The 20,645-nt window shown below is 65.4% G+C and carries 20 protein-coding genes and 1 tRNA gene; 13 read left to right on the top strand and 8 right to left on the bottom strand.

The features are described 5' to 3' along the window. Positions 1 to 516 precede the first annotated feature (516 nt). The 5 genes from DN412_RS34235 to mepK all read left to right on the top strand — a co-directional run bounded on the left by DN412_RS34235 (position 517) and on the right by mepK (position 5,160). Positions 517 to 1,584 carry a CaiB/BaiF CoA transferase family protein gene (locus DN412_RS34235; protein WP_115215640.1) on the top strand — a complete coding sequence of 356 codons (1,068 nt, stop codon included), beginning with the start codon at positions 517 to 519 and terminating at the stop codon, positions 1,582 to 1,584. A gap of 92 nt (positions 1,585 to 1,676) precedes the next feature. Then, the gene (locus DN412_RS34230) at positions 1,677 to 2,087 is read left to right on the top strand and encodes a carboxymuconolactone decarboxylase family protein (protein ID WP_115215644.1); all 411 of its coding nucleotides are present in this window, start codon (positions 1,677 to 1,679) and stop codon (positions 2,085 to 2,087) included. A 155-nt stretch (positions 2,088 to 2,242) separates the two neighbouring features. Further along, on the top strand, positions 2,243 to 2,869 hold the full coding sequence (locus DN412_RS34225) for a response regulator transcription factor (RefSeq protein ID WP_115215639.1): 627 nt from the start codon (positions 2,243 to 2,245) through the stop codon (positions 2,867 to 2,869). 83 nt (positions 2,870 to 2,952) lie between these two features. Beyond that, positions 2,953 to 4,542, top strand: coding sequence for a L,D-transpeptidase family protein (locus DN412_RS34220; RefSeq protein WP_115215638.1), 1,590 nt, complete (start codon positions 2,953 to 2,955; stop codon positions 4,540 to 4,542). 30 nt (positions 4,543 to 4,572) lie between these two features. Further along, on the top strand, positions 4,573 to 5,160 hold the full coding sequence (gene mepK, locus DN412_RS34215; RefSeq protein ID WP_115215637.1) for a peptidoglycan L,D-endopeptidase MepK: 588 nt from the start codon (positions 4,573 to 4,575) through the stop codon (positions 5,158 to 5,160). Between the two features lie 34 nt (positions 5,161 to 5,194). Here the strand turns inward: mepK and DN412_RS34210 are convergent, their stop codons facing one another. From DN412_RS34210 to DN412_RS34185, 6 genes are all read right to left on the bottom strand, one after another. Next, positions 5,195 to 5,845: a DUF1294 domain-containing protein gene (locus DN412_RS34210; protein WP_244222906.1), complete on the bottom strand. Its 651-nt coding sequence runs from the start codon at positions 5,843 to 5,845 to the stop codon at positions 5,195 to 5,197. Between the two features lie 46 nt (positions 5,846 to 5,891). Then, positions 5,892 to 5,968 (bottom strand) — tRNA-Met (locus DN412_RS34205). Between the two features lie 133 nt (positions 5,969 to 6,101). Continuing rightward, complete coding sequence (locus tag DN412_RS34200) at positions 6,102 to 7,802, bottom strand: MFS transporter (RefSeq protein ID WP_115215635.1); 1,701 nt, start codon at positions 7,800 to 7,802, stop codon at positions 6,102 to 6,104. Between the two features lie 251 nt (positions 7,803 to 8,053). After that, entirely contained in the window at positions 8,054 to 8,377 is a 324-nt protein-coding gene (locus DN412_RS34195) for a DUF4212 domain-containing protein (protein ID WP_115215634.1), read from the bottom strand. Next, positions 8,377 to 9,939, bottom strand: coding sequence for a sensor histidine kinase (locus tag DN412_RS34190; RefSeq protein WP_115215633.1), 1,563 nt, complete (start codon positions 9,937 to 9,939; stop codon positions 8,377 to 8,379). The genes DN412_RS34195 and DN412_RS34190 overlap by 1 nt, the downstream gene beginning before the upstream one ends. Positions 9,940 to 9,996: 57 nt before the next feature. Next, complete coding sequence (locus DN412_RS34185; protein ID WP_062796932.1) at positions 9,997 to 10,686, bottom strand: response regulator; 690 nt, start codon at positions 10,684 to 10,686, stop codon at positions 9,997 to 9,999. Between the two features lie 238 nt (positions 10,687 to 10,924). Here DN412_RS34185 and recA point away from each other — a divergent pair, with 238 nt between their 5' ends. The 8 genes from recA to DN412_RS34145 all read left to right on the top strand — a co-directional run bounded on the left by recA (position 10,925) and on the right by DN412_RS34145 (position 19,432). Beyond that, positions 10,925 to 11,992 carry a recombinase RecA gene (gene recA / locus DN412_RS34180; protein WP_115215643.1) on the top strand — a complete coding sequence of 356 codons (1,068 nt, stop codon included), beginning with the start codon at positions 10,925 to 10,927 and terminating at the stop codon, positions 11,990 to 11,992. Positions 11,993 to 12,073: 81 nt separating this feature from the next. Next, positions 12,074 to 12,541 carry a recombination regulator RecX gene (gene recX / locus DN412_RS34175; RefSeq protein WP_115215632.1) on the top strand — a complete coding sequence of 156 codons (468 nt, stop codon included), beginning with the start codon at positions 12,074 to 12,076 and terminating at the stop codon, positions 12,539 to 12,541. 309 nt (positions 12,542 to 12,850) lie between these two features. Beyond that, complete coding sequence (locus DN412_RS34170; protein ID WP_115215631.1) at positions 12,851 to 13,555, top strand: DUF2889 domain-containing protein; 705 nt, start codon at positions 12,851 to 12,853, stop codon at positions 13,553 to 13,555. Positions 13,556 to 13,644: 89 nt separating this feature from the next. Beyond that, entirely contained in the window at positions 13,645 to 14,811 is a 1,167-nt protein-coding gene (gene sucC, locus DN412_RS34165; RefSeq protein ID WP_013955623.1) for an ADP-forming succinate--CoA ligase subunit beta, read from the top strand. Positions 14,812 to 14,910: 99 nt separating this feature from the next. Then, the gene (gene sucD / locus DN412_RS34160) at positions 14,911 to 15,792 is read left to right on the top strand and encodes a succinate--CoA ligase subunit alpha (RefSeq protein WP_115215630.1); all 882 of its coding nucleotides are present in this window, start codon (positions 14,911 to 14,913) and stop codon (positions 15,790 to 15,792) included. 246 nt (positions 15,793 to 16,038) lie between these two features. After that, positions 16,039 to 16,734 carry a TerC family protein gene (locus DN412_RS34155; RefSeq protein WP_078195349.1) on the top strand — a complete coding sequence of 232 codons (696 nt, stop codon included), beginning with the start codon at positions 16,039 to 16,041 and terminating at the stop codon, positions 16,732 to 16,734. 319 nt (positions 16,735 to 17,053) lie between these two features. After that, entirely contained in the window at positions 17,054 to 17,539 is a 486-nt protein-coding gene (locus tag DN412_RS34150) for a pilin (RefSeq protein WP_115215642.1), read from the top strand. A 93-nt stretch (positions 17,540 to 17,632) separates the two neighbouring features. Beyond that, positions 17,633 to 19,432 (top strand): PglL family O-oligosaccharyltransferase, encoded by a 1,800-nt coding sequence (locus tag DN412_RS34145; protein ID WP_115215629.1) that lies wholly within the window; start codon positions 17,633 to 17,635, stop codon positions 19,430 to 19,432. 1 nt (position 19,433) lies between these two features. Here DN412_RS34145 and DN412_RS34140 read toward each other — a convergent pair whose 3' ends face one another. After that, positions 19,434 to 19,949, bottom strand: a complete 516-nt coding sequence (locus DN412_RS34140; protein WP_115215628.1) for a hypothetical protein — start codon at positions 19,947 to 19,949, stop codon at positions 19,434 to 19,436. A gap of 14 nt (positions 19,950 to 19,963) precedes the next feature. Then, complete coding sequence (locus DN412_RS34135; protein ID WP_115215627.1) at positions 19,964 to 20,377, bottom strand: hypothetical protein; 414 nt, start codon at positions 20,375 to 20,377, stop codon at positions 19,964 to 19,966. Positions 20,378 to 20,645 lie beyond the last annotated feature (268 nt).

The raw sequence follows: 20,645 nt of genomic DNA, 5'->3' as shown, positions 1-20,645 counted from the left end.
CCCAACCCGCGCATATCAGAATGATCAACCGTCGAAGAACCGCCGGGCCTGGCCCAAACACACTTGTCCTACCGTGAACAAGGAAACGAGCACTTGACAGGGTCAATACATATCAGTGTCCTGCCGGGACCCGATTTAGATCAAGTCGGATCGGATTTATCCGATTTTGCGGTGCGCTAGTGTCCTGTTCCGCAGATAGCTTGCCAAAATGAAATCGTCCAGTTGGTCGTCAGGCTAGGCGCGAGGAGGCGCCATAGCCGTAGCTATGGCAACGACGAGCAACGACGCATGGCGGCCAACTGGGCGATTTCATGGCAAGGCATTTGCGGAACAGGACACTATCCGGCTGGCTGTCGGAATCCGTCAACCCGGCTGAAGCATTTGGCCATTGCCCCGTCAACACGGTGGCGCGTAGCATGCTCCCGAGCCCCACGGCGGGCACGACTATCCCATACCACAATGCAAGCCGCCGCCCGGCCATGGTGCGGGCGAGCGGCGATTCCGGAGACGACGATCATGAGTGAGCGTGGCAACCTGCTGCCCCTGCGCGGTATCAAGGTAGTGGAATTCGAAGGCATCGGCCCCGGCCCCTTGTGCGGTGCAATGCTGGCCGGCCTGGGCGCCGAGGTCACGCTGGTCACCCGCCCGGTCGCGCCGGATGCCCGCCGCATCCTGCGCGGCCAGAACGTGCCGCCCGACATGGAGCTTGAGCACGGCAAGCGCGTGGTGCAGCTGAACCTGAAGTCGCCTGAGGGCGTGGCCGCCGCGCTGGACCTGGTGGCCGGCGCCGACGCGCTGATCGAAGGGTTGCGGCCCGGTGCGATGGAGCGCCTTGGCCTGGGCCCCAAGGCGTGCCACGCGCGCAATCCGCGCCTGGTCTACGGCCGCATGACCGGCTGGGGCCAGACCGGCCCGCTGTCGCAGAGCGCCGGCCACGACCTCAACTACATCGCGCTGACCGGCCTCTTGTCGATGGCTGCGCGCGATGACGCGCTGCCGATGGTGCCGCCGACCGTGATGGGCGATGCCGCCGGCGGGCTCGGCCTGGCGTTCGGCATCACCAGTGCCATCCTGAGCGCGCGCGCCAGCGGCGAGGGTTGCGTGGTGGACGCCGCCATTACCGATATCGTCGCCATGCTGGGCTCGCTGGTGCAGGTGTCGCGCGCCGCCGGCACGCTGGGCGGCCCGCAGCCCAGCCCGTTCCACGATTCGCCGTTCTATGACGTGTTCCGCTGCGCCGACGGCCGCGCCATCACGCTGGGCGCGCTCGAGCCGCAGTTCTACCGGGAACTGCTCGAGCGGCTCGAACTGACCGACATCGACCCGGCCGCGCAATACGACCGCGCCCAGTGGCCGGCGGTGAAGGCGCGCATTACTGCTTGCATCGCCGCCAGGCCGAGCGCCCACTGGGAATCGGTGCTGGGCGGCACCGACGTATGTTTCGCGCGCGTGCTGACGCTGGACGAGGCCGCACGCCATCCCCATAACCAGGCGCGCGGCACCTATCGCCTGCACCAGCAGGGCGAGCGCGAGGTGCCGCGCTCGGCGCCGGCGCCGCGCTTCCTGCCTGCCGGCACGGAATGACCAGGGGCCGCGGCGCCGATGCCGCGGTCCGTCAAATCTGCCTGACCGGTTCGGCTACCATGCGGCATCCACCCGAACCGGAGACGCATGCCATGGCCGAACCCAGCCAACTTCCCGCCTATACCCCCACGCCGGCCTTCGAGGCCGGTCTTGACGTGCGCACCGAAGTGCTCGGCCCCGAGCACGTCAAGCGCGCGCTCGACGCCGCCGCGCAGCAGGGCGACACCAGCCTGCAGCAGCTGGTGACGGAGTTCGCCTGGGGCACGGTCTGGACCCGCGAGGGGCTCGACCGCAAGCAGCGCAGCCTGGCCACGGTATCGATGCTGATCGCGCTGAACCGGCCGCAGGAGCTGGCCGGCCACCTGCGCGGCGCGCTGGCCAACGGCGTCACGCCGCAAGAGTTGCGCGAGCTGATGGTGCACAGTGCGGTCTATTGCGGCTTCCCCGCGGCGCTGGATGCGAGCCGCAAGCTGACCGAAGTGCTCGACGCCGCCAGCGCCTGACGCGGACCGCGTCATCGAAGGAAAAGCCTGACCCTCGTGCAGAAATTGCTGCGTTTGCGCAGCGAGAATTCGGCGCTTCAAACTCCCTCCGGCCCCTTAACCTTGGCACAGCCAGTCCCTGACTAGTCCGTTGCCAGTTGTTAAGGAGCCTCGAATTGCCGCTTGCGCTGATCGTCGACGAACCCTCGAAGTTCCGCGCCATGCTTTGCGCCGAACTTGCCGCCGAGCTGGACACGGGCGAGGTGCTGGAAACCGACGGCGTCAGCGAAGGCTTCCGCCTTGCCCGCGAGCACCGGCCAGGCCTGGTGCTGGTGGATGTCGAACGCTACGGCAATTCCGGCATCGACTTTGTCCGGCGGGTTTCGGCGATGCTGCCCACCGTGCCCGTGCTGGTGCTGTCCGGCACCGACGCCACGCAGGCGCCGGTGCGGGCGCTGCGCGCCGGCGCGCACGGCTTCGTGGTCAAGCAGCGCGGCCTGGCCGAAGTGATGCAGGCCGTGCGCGGCGTGCTGAGCGGCTACCTGGTATTTCCCATGCAGACGCTGGAGACCGTGCGCCAGCTCGGCGAGCTGCACGAAATCGGCCTGCCGCGGCTGAGCAACCGCGAGATCACCATCCTGCAATACCTGGCGCGCGGCCATTCCAACAAGTCGATCGCGGCGCAGTTGCTGATCAGCAGCAAGACCGTCAGCACGCACAAGGCCAATATCATGGCCAAGCTCAATGTCGGCTCGCTGGTTGAGATGGTGGACTATGCGCGCCGGCATCAGCTGGTGTGGTGAGTGCCGCGTGGCGGGCTTGGCGCGCCACGTCAGCATCGCGGGTAGACTGTGGACATGTGTGACGAATCCGAGCTTTCCGTCCGATGCCCCAGTCCCTGAATGCCGCTGCGCGCCGCCTGGGCGCTGCCGCGATTGCCTGCGCCGCGTGGCTGGCCACGCCCGCCTTCGCCAACGAACCGATGTGGTTTGCGCAGGGCCGCCCGGTGCCGGAAGCCCGTCAGGCGGTCGATGCGCTGGCCGCGGCCGATGCCGACGGCCTCGACCCGCGCGACTACGACGCCGATGCCTTGCGCCAGGCCGTGACCCAGGCCGCCAGCGGGCCGGCGTTGCCGCCCGATGCCGCCGCGCGCCTGGATACCGCGCTGAGCACCGCCCTGGAGCGGATGCTGGCCGACCTGCACGGCGGACGCATCAATCCGCGCACGGTCCATGCCAACTTCGCCCCGCAGGCGGCGCGTCCTTTCGATGCCGCCACCGTACTGCGCGACGCCGTCGCCCAGCACCGCTTGCCCGATGCCATTCGCCAGGCAGCGCCCACGTTCCCGCTCTACGACACGCTGCGCGAGGCCCTGGCCCGCTATCGCGAGATCGCGAAGCAGCCGGTCTGGCAGGGACCGCTGCCGCCATTGCCGGCAAGCAAGCTGACGCCGGGCCAGCCATGGACGGGTATCGCCGCGCTGACCGCACGCCTGGTCGCGCTGGGCGACCTGCCCGCGGGCACCCAGCCGCCGGCACGTTACGAAGGCGCGCTGGTCGACGGCGTCAAGGCGTTCCAGTCGCGCCACGGCCTTGAGGCCGACGGCGTGATCGGCGCGGGCACGCTGGCGCAGCTCAACCTGCCCATCGCCAGCCGCGTGCGGCAGATCGAACTGACCATGGAGCGGCTGCGCTGGACCCCGCTGGACGGTCCGCGCATGATCGTGGTCAACGTGCCGGAGTTCATGCTGCGCGCCTACGAGGTCCGCGACGGCAAGCTCGACATCAAGCTGGAGATGAAGGTGATCGTCGGCAAGGCACTGGACACGCGCACGCCGTTGTTCGAGGAGAACATGCGGTATATCGAGTTCAGCCCGTACTGGAACATCCCGCCGTCGATCGCCCGCCGCGAGACGGTGCCGCGCCTGCGCAGCGACCCCGCATATTTCAACCGGCAGGGCCTGGAGTTCGTCACCGGCGACGGCAAGGCGGTGACCACGCTGTCCGACGAGAACCTCGATGCGGTGCTGAACGGCCGCATGCGCATCCGGCAGCGGCCGGGACCGCTGAATGCGCTGGGCGATATCAAGTTCGTGTTCCCCAACAACGAGAATATCTACCTGCACCACACGCCTTCGCCGCAGCTGTTCAAGCGCGACCGGCGCGACTTCAGCCACGGCTGCATCCGCGTGGAAGCCCCGGTGGCGTTGGCGCAGTTCGTGCTGCAGGATATGCCGGACTGGAACGAGAACCGGATCCGCGAAGCGATGACGCGTGGCAAGTCCAACACGGTACGCCTGCAGCAGCCCTTGCCGGTGGTGCTGGCCTACGGCACGGTCATTGCGCGCGCCGACGGTCGTGTATCCTTCTTGCCTGACATCTACGATCACGACAAATTGCTGGACAAGGCACTGCGGCAACGCAACGGAAGGCCCCAGCAACCCGCTATCGTAAGCGCCTCTGGCACCACCCACTGAGGCGCCACCCGCACATTCAGAGGAAGTTCTATGACTGATGCGACGCGCAAGACACGCCGCCACTTTCTTCATACCACCGGAACCCTGGCCCTCGCCGCCGGCCTGATGCCGCTCGCACCGCGCCAGGCACTGGCCAGCCAGCCTGCGAACCAGGGCCTGGCAAGCCTGCCGGACGCCCGCACGCTGGATTTCGACCATACGCATACCGGCGAGCGCGTGTCGTTGGTCTACGCCGTGGGCGACCGCTTCGTGCCCGAAGCGCTGACGACGCTCAATGGTTTCCTGCGCGACCACTACTCCGGCCAGGTCGGCACGATCGACCCGCAGTTGTTCGACCTGCTGTTCCAGGTCCGCCGCGAGCTCGGCACCGACCAGCCATTCCAGGTCATTTCCGGCTACCGCAGCCCGGCCACCAACTCGCGCCTGCGCAACACCCGCGGCGGCGGCGTGGCCAGGCACAGCCTGCACATGGACGGCAAGGCCATCGACATCCGCCTGGCCGGCGTGCCGCTGGCGGACGTGCGCGACGCAGCCAAGTCATTGCAGGGCGGGGGTGTCGGCTTCTACGAGTCCGACCAGTTCGTGCACATCGATACCGGGCGCGTGCGCTATTGGTAGCCGCCGCAGCCAGCCGTTCAGGGTCGGCCGGCGGCTAAGCTGTCATTATCGTTTTCCAAAGCACTACCGCACCGACGTTCAGGACGACGGTGATCCAGAACGTCACCTGGAACTCCTGCTTTCGGTTCTTGTGCCGGAGCAACTGCTGAGCGGCAAGCGCGCCAGGCCAACCGCCGCACAGGGCAATCAGGTGCAGTCTGGCCTCGGAGATGCGCCAGGCGTTGCGGTTAGCGCGTGTCTTGTCGACATAGTAGGTGGCGAACGCCAGGACGCTCATTAGCAGGCTGGCGGTGCCGAACTCCCTTGGAAGGTATCCGATGAAGGCGGCGCCGACAATGCCAGCCAGGGCAGCCAGCGCAAACAGCAGCAGTGCGGCATTTGCAGCGGGTTGCTTTGGCTGCGCGTGTTTTTCCGTGCCGAGTATCGCGACGTTGACCGCCTGCACTCGGCCATCCTTGCTGGTGGCCAGTTCGAACATCACCCGGTCGCCGGTCGCTGGCGGGGCTGACCGGTTCTGTAGCGCGGTGACGTGGAAGAAGATGTCCTTCACGTCGGCATGGACGTTGATGAAGCCATAGCCTTTGTCGGCATGCCATGATTTGACTCGACCCGCCTTTCTCATGTTTTCGTGTGGATGTTGTGAGAAGGAGGGGATTTGTGCCGGCTCGTTGTACAGAGCACCCAAAGCAAAAAGCCGCGAACTCTTGCGAGATCGCGGCTTTTCAAATAAATGGTGGCGAATCAGGGACTCGAACCCCGGACCTGCGGATTATGATTCCGTCGCTCTAACCGACTGAGCTAATTCGCCAACGAAGACTGAGATTATACCTGGGCTTTCGAGCCTGTCAACACCTTCGGGTAAAGATTTTGCAGGAAGGCTTCGTGCATAAAAAAACGGCAGGCGGGATGGCCTGCCGTTTCAGTCAGTGCCGCACGACCGGTCAGTCGTTGGCGTAGATGTTCACGTCCTTGGTTTCGCGTACGAACACCGAGCCGACCACGAAGGTGATGGCAGCGATGATGATCGGGTACCAGAGGCCGTAGTAGATATTGCCGTTCTGTGCCACCAGCGCGAAGGAGATGGTGGGCAGCAGGCCGCCGAACCAGCCGTTGCCGATATGGTAGGGCAGCGACATCGAGGTGTAGCGGATGCGGGTCGGGAACAGTTCCACCAGCATGGCGGCGATCGGGCCGTAGACCATGGTGACGTAGATCACCAGGATCGTCAGCAGCACCAGCACCATGATGGTGTTCATCTGCGCCGGGTCGGCCTTGGTCGGGTAGCCGGCCGCGCCCATCGAGTCAGCCACTTCCTTCTTGAACGCCGCGATCTGCTTCTTGCTGGCGTCGTCGAAGCTGTGGCCTGCAGGCACCAGCGTGCCATTGAGCGAGGGAATTTCCTTGTCGCCAATCTTCACCGTAGCGGTGGTGCCGGCCGGCGCATCCACTACTTCATAGCTGGCGGAAGCCTGGGCCAGGGTCCGCTTGGCGATGTCGCACGAGCTGCGGAAGTCGATCTCGCGGGCAATCGGGCTGCCCTGGAACGAGCACTGCTTCGGATCGGCGGTAACGACGATCTGGGCGGACTGCTGGGCGCGTTCCAGCGCCGGGTTGGCGTAGTGGGTGAGGCCCTTGAAGATCGGGAAGTAGGTCAGCACGGCCAGCGCGCAGCCTGCCATGATGATCCACTTGCGGCCGATCTTGTCCGACAGTGAGCCGAAGAAGAGGAAGAACGGCGTGCCCAGTACCAGCGAGCCGGCGATCAGCAGGTTGGCGGTGGTCGCGTCGACCTTCAGCACCTGGGTCATGAAGAACAGCGTGTAGAACTGGCCGGTGTACCAGACCACGGCCTGGCCGGCGGTCAGGCCCACCAGCGCCAGGATCACGATCTTGAGGTTGCGCCATTGGGCGAAGCTCTCGGTCAGCGGCGCCTTCGAGGTCTTGCCCTCGGCCTTCATCTTCTGGAAGGCCGGCGATTCGCTCATCGACAGCCGGATGTAGACCGACATGCCCAGCAGCAGGATCGAGACCAGGAACGGGATGCGCCAGCCCCAGGTATCGAAGGCCGGGCCGGTCAGGTTGCGGCACAGCAGGATGACGATCAGCGACAGGAACAGGCCGAGCGTGGCGGTGGTCTGGATCCACGCCGTATAGGAGCCGCGCTTGCCGTGCGGGGCATGTTCGGCCACATAGGTGGCCGCGCCGCCGTACTCGCCGCCGAGCGCCAGGCCCTGCAGCATGCGCAGTGCGATCAGGATGATCGGCGCGGCCCAGCCGATGGTGTTGTAGCCGGGCAGCAGGCCGACGATGAAGGTCGACATGCCCATGATCAGGATGGTGATCAGGAAGGTGTACTTGCGCCCGATCATGTCGCCGAGGCGGCCGAACACCAGCGCGCCGAACGGCCGCACGATAAAGCCGGCGGCAAAGGCCAGCAGGGCGAAGATGAAGGCGGAGGTCGGGTCGAGGCCAGCGAAGAACTGCTTGGCGATGATGGCCGCCAGCGAGCCATACAGGTAAAAGTCGTACCACTCGAAGACAGTGCCTAGCGACGAGGCCAGGATCACCTTCTTCTCTTCGTGGGTCATCGGCGCATTCTGGGCACCTCCGCCAGGCACCGCGACGTTCTGCACGTTTGCCATCTTGTCTCCTCCGTCTGTCGAATGGGTCTCCGGCGCGCCGCCGCGCGCTGCGTGCGCAAAGGCGCGGCGCAGGCCCGGCTGCCGAAGTTGCAAGGATTGTGGGTCGCGAAACTTACTGCGTTCTGACAGATTCGCGCGCAGTAACGCTGAATGCGTCGGGGTATACGCTAGCCGGCACAGGCGGTTTCATGCTGCATTGCAGTGGGTTGCAGCGGCGACAGCCAGGCCTCTGTAGGGCGCCGGCCATGCCGCTATGCAACATCCGAGTGTGTGCTGCGCGAGGCGCCCTGCGAAGGAGGGGTGGGGGCGACAGGGTGCTCGTCAGGGTCTGCGTCGTCGGCCTGGTTCATGCGCCATGCATAGAGCGCGGCCATCAGCACGTAGACAATGAGCGCGCCCTGCGCGCCGACCCAGAACGAGAACGGCCAGCCGAAGAAGTCGAAACGCAGTTCGCGTGCATACCAGCTGACGACAAATGTCACCACGAACCAGATGGCGAGCAGCCCGCCGATCCAGCGCAGGTTGCGGTGCCAGGCCTGCCGCTCGGCGGCAGGGATGTGCGGACGGTTGTGCATCAGGAGGGCTCAGTATCGGGGCGCCGCAGCGTTACCCGGAAGTGCGCACCAGCCAGGCGCGGCGCCTGCTGGTAGACGTGGTCGGTGATATTGACCTCGCCGCCGTGCTGCTGGACGATTTCGCGCACGATCGCAAGGCCCAGGCCGCTGCCCTCAATATTGGTGCCGAGCACGCGGTAAAAACGCTCCATCACACGCTCGCGCTCGGCCGGTGCGATGCCGGGGCCGGTGTCTTCCACATCGAGGTAAGCGAACGGCTCGAACGCATCGGCGCTGACGCGCACGGTGGCGTGACCGCCCGCCGGCGTGTAGCGGATCGCGTTGTCGAGCAGGTTGTTGAGCATCTCGGTCAGCATCAGCCGGTTGCCATGCACCATCACCGGATGGTCGTCGGCGTCGAGGCCCAGGTCGATGCTGCGCGCCCAGGCCTGCGGCAGCCAGTCCTTGACGACTTCGCGCGCCAGCGCCGACAGGTCGAGCGCCGCCATGGTGCCCGCGCCGGCCAGGTTTTCCATGCGCGCCAGTGACAGCAGTTGCGTCACCAGGTGCGCGGTGCGCTCGGAACTGCCGGCGATCTGCGCGAGCGAGCGGCGCAGTTCTTCCGGCGACTGCTCGCGCTGCGCCAGTTCCGCCTGCATGCGCAGTCCGGCCAGCGGCGTCTTCATCTGGTGCGCGGCGTCGGCAATAAAGCGTTTCTGGGTTTGCACTGACTGATCCAGGCGCGCCAGCAAATCATTGAACGACGCTACCAGCGGCGTGATTTCCTGCGGCGCGGCGCGCTCGTCGATGGGACTGGTATCGCCGGGGTTGCGCGCGCGGATGCGCTGCTGGATCGCGGTCAGCGGCGCCAGCCCGCGCGACAGCCCGAACCATACCAGCACCACCGCCAGCGGCAGGATCACGAACTGCGGCAGGATCACGCCCTTGATGATCTCGTTGGCCAGCCGCGCGCGCTTGTCCAGGGTCTCAGCCACCTGCACCAGCACCGGCTGCGTGCCGCTGACCTGCTTCAGCTCGACATAGGTATAGGCCACGCGCACGTCGTTGCCGGCCACGCGGTCATCGCGCAGCGACACCAGGCCGGCATGGCCCTGGTCGTCCTCGGAGGGCAGTGGCAGGTCATGGTCGCCGGCGATGTACTCGCCGCGCTTGCCGACCACCTGGTAGTAGATATTGTCGGTCTCGTCGGCGCGCAGGATCTCGCGCGCCGACAGCGGCAGCTGCAGCGTGACGCGGCCGTTGACCTCGCGCACCTGCTGCGACAGCACGATGGCGCTGGCCTCCAGCGAACGGTCGAAGGGACCGTTGGCGATCGACTTGGCCACCAGGTAAGTCACCGCGATGCTCATCGGCCACAGCAGCAGCAGCGGTGCCAGCATCCAGTCGAGGATCTCGCCGAACAAGGAGCGCGGCGCCGGATGGGCGGTGCTTTCCTCCAGGTGCGGCAGGGCGTCGGCCAGGTCCTGGTCGGTGGCGTCCGCGGCGTTCATGCCCGGGGCGGTGGAGGAGGGCGGTGGCGCGGCGCGCGGCACGCGCCGCCAGGGCAGTCGCAGCAGGCTCATCTCGGCGAAATTGCGCTCAGGTCAGTCGCGTGGCCCGCGGTGGCGTCGGTCGGTGGGTCAATGTGGCGTGGCCACTGCCGGCTGGAATTTCTCCAGGCAGTAGCCCAGCCCGCGCACGGTGGCAATGCGGATGCCGCCCACCTCGATCTTCTTGCGCAGCCGGTGCACGTAGACCTCGATGGCATTGTTGCTGACTTCCTCGCCCCATTCGCACAGGTGGTCCACCAGCTGCTCTTTCGACACCAGGCGGCCGCTGCGCGTCAGCAGGATCTCCAGCAGGCCGATCTCGCGCGCGGACAGTTCCAGCATCTGGTCGTTGAGATACGCGATGCGCCCGACCTGGTCGTAGGCCAGCGGCCCGTGCCGCATCAGCGTGGCGCCGCCGCCGGCGCCGCGCCGCACCAGCGCGCGCACGCGCGCTTCCAGCTCGGACAGGGCGAAGGGCTTGGCCATATAGTCATCGGCGCCCAGGTCCAGGCCCTTGACGCGCTCGTCGACGCTGTCGGCGGCGGTCAGGATCAGCACCGGCAGCATGGCGCCGCGCGCGCGCAGGCGCTTGAGCACTTCCAGCCCGGACATGCGCGGCAGGCCCAGATCCAGGATCAGCAGGTCGAAGGTCTGGGTCGACAATGCAGAATCGGCTTCGAGGCCGTTGGCGACATGGTCGACGGCGTAGCCCGAGTGACGTAGCGAGCGCGTCAGGCCGTCGGCCAGCACGTCGTCATCTTCGGCGATCAGAATGCGCATGGTTGTCTCCACCCTGGCCGGCATAGCCGGCACCGGGTGCGCAACGGGCGCAGGCGGCACGATGGGGCTTGCCAAGCATACTGTTTTTTTATACAGTACCCGCACGTTCCGCTAGGGCCGCCCGGGGGAGACCCCCTGGAGTGCGGCCACGCAGACAGCCGGGCCGGCGCTGATGCCGGCAAATGCCGGTGCCGCGCCACATGCGGCCTATTTATACACCATTGACTCAAGGACGACCATGGACGACAAGAAGGCGGGTGCCGGCGTGAGCGCCGAGAAGCAAAAGGCGCTTGCCGCCGCGCTCTCCCAGATCGAGAAGCAGTTCGGCAAGGGCTCGATCATGCGCCTGGGCGACGGCGAGGTCGAGAAGGACATCCAGGTGGTTTCCACCGGTTCGCTCGGCCTGGATATCGCACTTGGCGTCGGTGGCCTGCCGCGCGGCCGCGTGGTCGAGATCTACGGTCCGGAATCGTCGGGCAAGACCACGCTGACGCTGCAGGTCGTGGCCGAAATGCAGAAGCTGGGCGGTACCTGCGCCTTTATCGACGCCGAGCACGCGCTGGACGTCAGCTACGCCTCCAAGCTGGGCGTGAACGTCGGCGACCTGCTGATCTCGCAGCCGGACACCGGCGAGCAGGCACTGGAAATCACCGACGCGCTGGTGCGCTCGGGCTCGATCGACCTGATCGTGATCGACTCGGTGGCGGCGCTGGTGCCCAAGGCCGAAATCGAAGGCGAAATGGGCGATTCGCTGCCAGGCCTGCAGGCCCGCCTGATGAGCCAGGCGCTGCGCAAGCTGACCGGCACCATCAAGCGCACCAACTGCCTGGTGATCTTCATCAACCAGATCCGCATGAAGATCGGCGTGATGTTCGGCTCGCCGGAAACCACCACCGGTGGCAATGCGCTCAAGTTCTACGCCTCGGTGCGCCTGGATATCCGCCGCATCGGCTCGATCAAGAAGGGCGACGACGTGATCGGCAACGAGACCAAGGTCAAGGTGGTCAAGAACAAGGTGTCGCCGCCGTTCCGCGAAGCCTTCTTCGACATCCTGTACGGCCAGGGCATTTCGCGCCAGGGCGAGATCATCGACCTGGGCGTGGACGCCAAGATCGTCGAGAAGTCGGGTGCGTGGTACAGCTACAACGGCGACAAGATCGGCCAGGGCAAGGACAACGCGCGTGAATACCTGCGCGAGAACCCCGATATTGCCGACGAGATCGAAAACAAGGTGCGCGCGGCGCTGGGCGTGGTGGCGATGAACCCCACGGCCGCAGCCGCCGCAGCGGTAGCGGTCGAAGACTGACCGCGCCGGCGGCCACTGCGCCATCCGGAAGGCCGGGGCATCGCCGATGCTTCGGCCTTTTAGTTTTTTATCAATCCATTCATGGCAACCCGTCCCCCGCTTTCGCTGAAGGCCCGCGCCGTCGGCTACCTGTCGCGCCGCGAGCACAGCCGCGCCGAGCTGGCGCGCAAGCTGGCGCCGCACGCCGAGTCTGCCGAGCAGCTTGAGCAGTTGCTGGACGCGCTGGAGCGCGAGAACTGGCTGTCGAACCAGCGCTTTGCCGACAGCCTGGTGCATCGCCGCGGCGCCCGCTACGGTACCGCGCGGGTGATGCAGGAAGCCAAGACCCACAAGCTGGGCAGCGAGGAACTGGGCGAGCTGCGGGAACGGCTGCGCGCTACCGAAGTCGAGCGCGCGCGCGAGGTCTGGCGCAAGCGCTTCGGCACTCCGCCGGACACGCCCGAAGCGCGGGCAAAGCAGATCCGTTTCATGGTGACGCGCGGGTTTTCGCGTTCGGTCGTCAGCAAGATCATCCGGGGTGCGGACGAAGACTACGGCAACGAGGGTTGAGTGCCGATGCGTGGCGCTTGCGCCATTTTTCGCCGGAGTACCTGCACTGGCATCAGGTATATTCACTGCGTTGCGTCATCTCTGGGCAGGACTGGCAACGATTTTGTTGCCACCGCCGGGCCGGTTTCCGCTGGTGCATTGCGGCAAGGCGCCGCGCCATGCCGGGGCACCATGGTTGGCCGACAATCCCGCCGCGACATTTGCCGCGCAAGGATGTTCCCGGCCAACGCGGCGCGGCATGTTAAACTCCCCGGGTTATTCGGTGCTCCGGCACCGCCGTTCCCCAGCCCCCGTATTTCCAGCCTGGCCATGCCTCTGTCCCAGCCCGTCAACCGCTCCCAGCGTCACCGTCGCGCCATTACGGCCGAGGCGTACCAGAGAGGGGACGGCTTGTGGGATATCGAGGTGCGCCTGACCGACACCAAACCTCGCGACATCGAACTGGCCGGCGACCGCGTCCGGCCGGTGGGCCAGCCCCTGCACGACTTGTGGCTGCGCATCACGATCAACGAGGCAATGACGGTGCTGGATGCCGAGGCCTGCTCGGACTGGGTGCCGTATCCGTCCTATTGCGACACGATCGGCCCGGCCTATCGCAAGCTGATTGGGCTGAACCTGCTCAAGGGCTTCCGCAAGGCGGTCCGGGAGCGCCTGGGAGGCATGCACGGCTGCTCGCACCTGACCGAGGCCGCGGGCGTGCTGCCCAGCACCGCTATCCAGGCCTTTGCCGGTGAAGTCATCGATATCCGCGGCAACGGCGAGGACGATCCGAATCCGGAGCCGCCCTATCAGTTGAACGGCTGCCATGCCCTGCGTTTCGATGGCGAGGTGGTCCGTCAGTTTTACCCGCGCTGGTATGGTCACCAGCCGACGCCCAAGGTACGGGCCGAGGCAGCACCTGCCGTCGCAACTGCGCCTCCGGCGCCAGCCGCGGCCAATGGCGACCGCGGCGGTGACGCAAACGACGGCAACGACGCTGTCCCGGCCGAGCGGCCGACCGGCACTTCCGGCTGATTCTCAGGATTGGCCAGCCAGACGAGAGAGTTCGTCTTCTTTCAGATTCTTCCCTTCTACCTTTTACGCCTACCCGAAAGGAAACACGCATGAATATCCATGAGTATCAAGGCAAGGAAATCCTGCGCAAATACAATGTGCCGGTTCCGCGCGGCATTCCCGCGTTCTCGGTTGACGAGGCCCTGAAGGCCGCAGAAACGCTCGGCGGCCCGGTGTGGGTTGTCAAGGCTCAGATTCATGCGGGTGGCCGCGGCAAGGGCGGCGGCGTGAAGGTTGCCAAGAGCATCGACGACGTCAAGACCTACGCTTCGAACATCCTGGGCATGCAACTGGTCACGCACCAGACCGGTCCGGAAGGCAAGAAGGTCAATCGCTTGCTGATCGAAGAAGGCGCCGACATCAAGAAGGAACTGTACGTTTCGCTGGTGGTGGACCGCGTCTCGCAGAAGGTCGCGCTGATGGCATCGAGCGAAGGCGGCATGGACATCGAAGAAGTCGCTGCCCACAGCCCGGAAAAGATCCACACCCTGATCATCGAACCGTCGGTCGGCCTGACCGACGCTGAAGCCGACGACATCGCCCGCAAGATCGGCGTGCCCGACGCGAGCGTGGCGCAAGCCCGCCAGGCCCTGCAAGGCCTGTACAAGGCGTTCTACGAAACCGACGCTTCGCTGGCTGAAATCAACCCGCTGATCCTGACCGGCGACGGCAAGGTCATCGCGCTTGACGCCAAGTTCAACTTCGACTCGAACGCGCTGTTCCGTCATCCGGAAATCGTCGCCTACCGCGACCTGGATGAAGAAGACGCCAACGAAATCGAAGCCTCGAAGTTCGACCTGGCCTACATCTCGCTGGATGGCAACATCGGCTGCCTGGTGAACGGCGCCGGCCTGGCCATGGCCACCATGGACACCATCAAGCTGTTCGGCGGCGAGCCGGCCAATTTCCTCGACGTGGGCGGCGGTGCCACCACCGAGAAGGTGACCGAAGCCTTCAAGCTGATGCTGAGCAACCCGAACGTGGAGGCCATCCTGGTCAACATCTTCGGCGGCATCATGCGTTGCGACGTGATCGCCGAAGGCGTGATCTCCGCTTCCAAGGCCGTGCACCTGACGGTGCCGCTGGTCGTGCGCATGAAGGGCACCAACGAAGACCTCGGCAAGAAGATGCTGGCCGACTCGGGCCTGCCCATCATCTCGGCCGACACGATGGAAGAAGCCGCCCAGAAGGTGGTGGCCGCTGCCGCTGGCAAGTAAGCCGTCGCACGAACGCAACCATACGCGAACGCGGGCGGTGCGCAGGCGCTTTGATGCGCCCTTGCGCGCGCCGCTCGTAGCCAAGCAAAGGATTACAGCATGTCGATTCTGATCAACAAAGACACCAAGGTCATCACCCAGGGCATTACCGGCAAGACCGGCCAGTTCCACACCCGTGGCTGCCGCGACTATGCCAACGGCAAGAACTGCTTCGTCGCGGGCGTGAACCCGAAGAAGGCCGGCGAAGACTTCGAAGGCATTCCCATCTACGCCAGCGTCAAGGATGCCAAGGCCCAGACCGGCGCCACCGTGTCGGTCATCTACGTGCCGCCCGCAGGCGCCGCTGCCGCGATCTGGGAAGCCGTTGACGCCGACCTGGACCTGGTGGTCTGCATCACCGAAGGCATCCCCGTGCGCGACATGATGGAAGTCAAGGACCGCATGCGCCGCGAGAAGAAGAAGACCCTGCTGCTGGGACCGAACTGCCCGGGCCTGATCACGCCGGACGAAATCAAGATCGGCATCATGCCGGGCCACATCCACCGCAAGGGCCGCATCGGCGTGGTGTCGCGCTCGGGCACGCTGACGTACGAAGCCGTGGGTCAGCTGACCGCGCTGGGCCTGGGCCAGTCGTCGGCCGTGGGCATTGGTGGCGACCCCATCAACGGCCTGAAGCACATCGACGTGATGAAGATGTTCAACGACGATCCGGAAACGGACGCCGTGGTCATGATCGGTGAGATCGGTGGTCCGGACGAAGCCAACGCGGCTTACTGGATCAAGGAAAACATGAAGAAGCCGGTGGTCGGCTTCATCGCTGGCGTGACCGCGCCTCCGGGCAAGCGCATGGGCCACGCCGGCGCGCTGATCTCGGGTGGTGCCGACACCGCCCAGGCCAAGCTGGAAATCATGGAAGCCTGCGGTATCACGGTCACCAAGAATCCGTCGGAAATGGCCCGCCTGCTGAAGGCAATGCTGTAACTGTCAAGTGCTTTCGAGCACGTCATCCCGCCCGCGCGGGAATGACGAGACATTGCCCCCGCCCCGTGCGGGGGCAATGTCATTCTGGTGGGGCGGTTCTTAGGGTATCTCCCAAGTGGTCTCGCCGGGGTTTGAAACCGAATCGAAAGGTTCGTACGATAAATATTCATGTCTGTGTTTTCAGACATCCGAATCGCCATCAAATGGCGGGTTCGGATCCATAGATAGAACTCGAGGAGCCTCCCCGTGGAACTGCTGTCTTCCACCACATTCTGGATTGCGTTGGGATCGATCATCCTGACCAACATCGTCCTGTCCGGCGACAACGCCGTGGTGATCGCGCTCGCCTCGCGCAACCTGCCGCCCGCCCAGCAGAAGAAGGCCATCTTCTGGGGCAGCGCCGCCGCCATCATCATGCGCGTGGTGCTGACCGTGGCCGCGGTCAAGCTGCTGAGCCTGCCGTACCTGAAGATCATCGGCGCCTTGCTGCTGGTCTATATCGGCGTGCAACTGCTGACCGGCGAAGACGACGAGGACGGCCATGACGCCAAGGACAATATCTGGGCCGCCATCCGCACCATCCTGATCGCCGACCTGGTGATGTCGCTGGACAACGTGGTCGCCGTGGCCGCCGCCGCCCAGAAGGGCCCCGAAGGCAGCCAGCTGATGCTGCTGATCCTGGGCCTGGGCCTGTCGATCCCGCTGATCGTGTTCGGCAGCACCATCCTGCTCAAGGTGATGGAACGCTTCCCGGTCATCATCGTGCTGGGCGCCGCGCTGCTGGGCTACCTGGCCGGCGAAATGCTGGTCAGCGACCCGATCGACGCCGCCTGGTTCGAAGTCCATGTGCCGCATGCCCACCTGGTATTCGGCGTCGCTGGCGCGATCCTGGTGGTGGTCATCGGCAAGCTGCTGAGCCGCCGCCAGGCACAGACCGCCTGACGAGACGCTGCGCAGGCGAGCAGGGCGGCCAGCTGGCCGCCCTTTTTCGTCGGCGCGCCCGCGATTCGGTTGCCGGCGCCCTGGCCAACTAACTCATGTGAGTGATCGCACGATTTGTCGGTCTGGTCCGTGATGGCGGGCCGGCGTGACAATTTTTGGCGCAACTGGCGAGTCTCCCCCTGACGGGTGACGAAATTTGTCGCTTTTCTACCCTCTAGGGATGTGGGATCCGCTGGCACGCTTACTGCTCAATCGTTCCCGCGTCACGAAAAACGAAGACGTGCAACGCTTAACCAAAATCTCTTCGAGGGGTCAAATCATGCAACGGGTACAACTTAAGAAACTGGGCCGCCGTGTCCAGAAGGGCTTTACGCTGATCGAACTGATGATCGTTGTGGCGATCATTGGTATTTTGGCGGCGATTGCTATTCCGCAGTATCAGGATTACGTGACCCGCGCACGTTGGTCGGACAACCTCACTTCTATCGCTCCCTTGAAGCAGGTGATCGCGGAATGCATTCAGAACAACAGTCAGACGGCAATCGCTGCGCCTTGCAATGACGACACTGCAGCCGGTCTGGCAAACGCCGCTGTTGGTTACACGGCCGGGATGCCCGCTCCCACAAATGGCAGCACCGTGGCTTATGCCGCTGGTGTGATCACCATCACGGGTTCAGCCTCCGCAGGCAATTGCGTTGTAACTGTCACGCCGACGATCTCGGCAACTGCTGTTACTTGGGCGGTTGCGAATGTAGGCGGCGCAGGCGGTGCAGCGGCTTGCACCAAATCCAAGACCGGCGTCTAATCAAGTTGCACTGAAAGAAAAAGCGCCTTCGGGCGCTTTTTCTTTGTTCGTCCCGCGAGCTATCATTCGCCTTTCTCCCAACAAGGCGTATGCATGCCGCCGTCCAGGATTGTCATTCCGGCGACTGCCGTCGTCCTAACGATTGCCTTCCCGCTGCTGGTTTCCCGGCACACCCTGCCGCTAGCCACTTTCTATGGCGAATGGACAGCCGCAGTCTGCGCCATCGGCGTCCTCGCAATACATGCTGTTCGTCGGCCCACCGCATCGCAAGCTGTGTTGATGCCGTGGGTAGCGCTCCTGTTTCTATGGCTGGCTGCTGTCAGCCTGGCCCAAGTTGTCGTCGGCCCTCCTGACATCACAGGGAGTCGCCTGGTCACCGTTCTCACATTGCTCCTCGGTGCGATAGTGACATGCGCTGCATGGTCATACCGACATGCATCGGCAGTATCCACTCGGGATATCGCCGACACCTTAGCCACGGCTTTCTTCATCGCTGGCCTGCTCGGATCGGTGACGCAATGGGTACAGCTTTTCCACCTCGAACCTCGCACGCTCGGCCTAGTCTCCACCTACTTCTACGATACCAACCGCCGCCTCTGGGGCAACCTGAACCAGCCCAACCACCAGGCCACTGTCGAAGGCCTCGCGCTGGCGGCGTCTGTGTGGCTGGCCTCGCGTGGTCGCCTGCGCTTCCCGATGTGGCTTGCCGCCGTGGCCTTGCTTGAAAGCGGCATCGTGCTGTCCGGCTCACGCACCGGCGTGCTGCATGTTGGCCTGGCTGCGATCTATGCACTGGTCATGGCGTGGCTCGCGCGAGGCGCTCGACGCGACTTGGATCCCATGCAACGCCCAGTCGGTCTGGTCGTAGCAGCGGTAGCAATGGTGGCAATACTGCTGATCCTGCAGCCTGCGATCCGCGCGGCAGGCCATGCATTTGACTGGCACCTGTTCGATACCATCGCGCAGCTCGAGGCTGAAGACCAGATGTCCGCGCGCGGCGCACTATGGACGCATGCGCTGGCCATGTTCCGCTCCTACCCCTGGTTCGGCGTCGGCTGGGGCGAGTTCGGCTGGGCGCAATTCCAGCAGTTGCAGCAAGTCGGCGTCAAGGTAGAAATGTCCCTGCACGCTCACAACGCCATCCTCGACTTGCTGGCGAAGACGGGCATCGTCGGCACCGCCGGGGTGGGCGTGATCCTGCTGGCGTGGCTATGGCGCGTGATTCGTGTTCGCTTGTGGCACGGCGACAGCGAAGCGCGCAAGCAGACCGTGCTGGTGCTTACGTGGCTGGCGATGCTGTGTGCGCATTCGATGCTTGAATACCCGCTGCATTACCTGTACTTCTTCCTGCCGTTCTGCTTCATGCTCGGTTGGCTGGAGCCGTCGGCCTTCGGGCGCTGGCGCGTGCCGATGCCGGTGGCACGGGGGCTGACGTTCGCGTTTGTCGTGGTGGCGGCGGTCGTGCTGGCCACCATGTGGCAAGACTACCGCCGCGCCGAGGCGCGCGAATATGCCAGCAGCGAGGGCCGCGATGCCTTGCCGATGCCACGCTTCTGGTTCCGCCAGCATGCGCTGGCCGACGCTGTCGGCCAGGCCACCATCACGCCCGAGAACGCGGCGGAGCTGTTGCCAGCTCATATCGCTGCCGTTCATCTGCTGCCTACACCGACCATGATCTCGCGCACAGCGTGGCTGCTGGCGCTGACCGGAGATCCTGCGCAAGGCCGCCAGTGGATGGAGCGGTTGCACTGGTATTACCTGGGCGATGAAGCCGCGCAGTATGCGGCGATCGCGCAGGATTGCCGGGCGCTGAAGCCCGGCGAACGCCCGCAGGCGTTCTGCGCCTGGGTGGGCGATCGCTCGCGCCGGTTCTCCGAGTTCGACCGCAACTGACCTAGTAGTACGGATACGGGCTGTAATAGACCCGTGGCGGGGGCGGCGGATAGTAGTACCGCGGCGCCGGCTGCGGTGCGGCGGCCACGCGCCCGGGGACCGGCACGCGGTTGCCACTGGCGTACATGCACTGGACGTAGGCGGCATCGTATTGCTGTTGCGTGCCGTACCCCGCGTACTGCGCATTGCCCGCGCCAACCGCGGCGCCGGTCAGCAGGCCGATGCCAGCGCCCACCGCCGCACCCGAACCACCATTGAAGGCCGCGCCGGCCGCCGCGCCCAGCGCGGTGCCGACCACGGCGCTGCCGACGGCGGCATTGTTGGCGGCCTGCGCTGACGAGACCCCGCCGACGCGGCCGAGGGCGAACTGCCGGCAGTTGTAGTCGTCGGCGCGGAACTGGTCGAAGTTCTTGCCGGTGCCCGGCAGCGCCATCACGCTGGGGCCGGCAGGCATCACGGCGCAGGCGCCGAGGGTCAGGGTGGCCGCGGCCAGCGCGGCACGGGTCAGGGCATGCATAGTGTCACCCCGCATCAGGAGTTGGCCGGCGGCTGCGCCGGCACGCGTTGCCAGCCGCCGGGGCAGGACTGCACATAGGGGTAGTAGCCGTCGGGCTGGCTGCAGTGATACCACCAGCCTTGCGACGGTTGCGCACCCTCCGGCCCGGGGGCGGGAACCGGGCCGTTGGGACCTTGCTCGATGTATTGCGGCGGCCCCGCCGGTACCGTGACCACCGCGGGTGGATTGTAGGGATACGCGGGATAGCCGTACGGGTAACCGCCATAGAACACGCCGGGCCCGACATAGACGCCGACGCCGACGTGGGTCTTGATGAAGCCGCCGCGTCCGTCATGGTGATCAGATTCGGCCCGCCCGGCGAGGGCGGCGCCGCTTGCGGCCGTGGCCGCGAGTGCCAGGGCAAGCTGGCATAGCATGCGCCCGTTCATGGTATTCACCTCATCCCCGCGCGCGCCGATGGCACGTCTCGGACAGGGTCAGCAAGCCGCGATCATTGCCGGCCTGCAATCGTATTGAATACCAAATTGTCGCGCGCTGGCGTCGGGGCAGTGTGCCTGCGACGTTACCTTTATTACCGGGGAACGACGGTGGCGTAAGACGTTGTGATATATCCCATCGCGACGCGTGTCGCAGGCGTCACGTCGGCGGGGGGCGGTCAGCCATTCGCCACCCAGTCGCCCGCTTTGCCCTCATATC

Origin of the sequence: Cupriavidus lacunae (genome assembly GCF_003353055.1) — a bacterium.
Taxonomy (GTDB): Bacteria; Pseudomonadota; Gammaproteobacteria; order Burkholderiales; family Burkholderiaceae; genus Cupriavidus; species Cupriavidus lacunae.
Note: the sequence above shows the minus strand (reverse complement) of the source record. Positions and strands in the feature narration are given on the sequence as shown.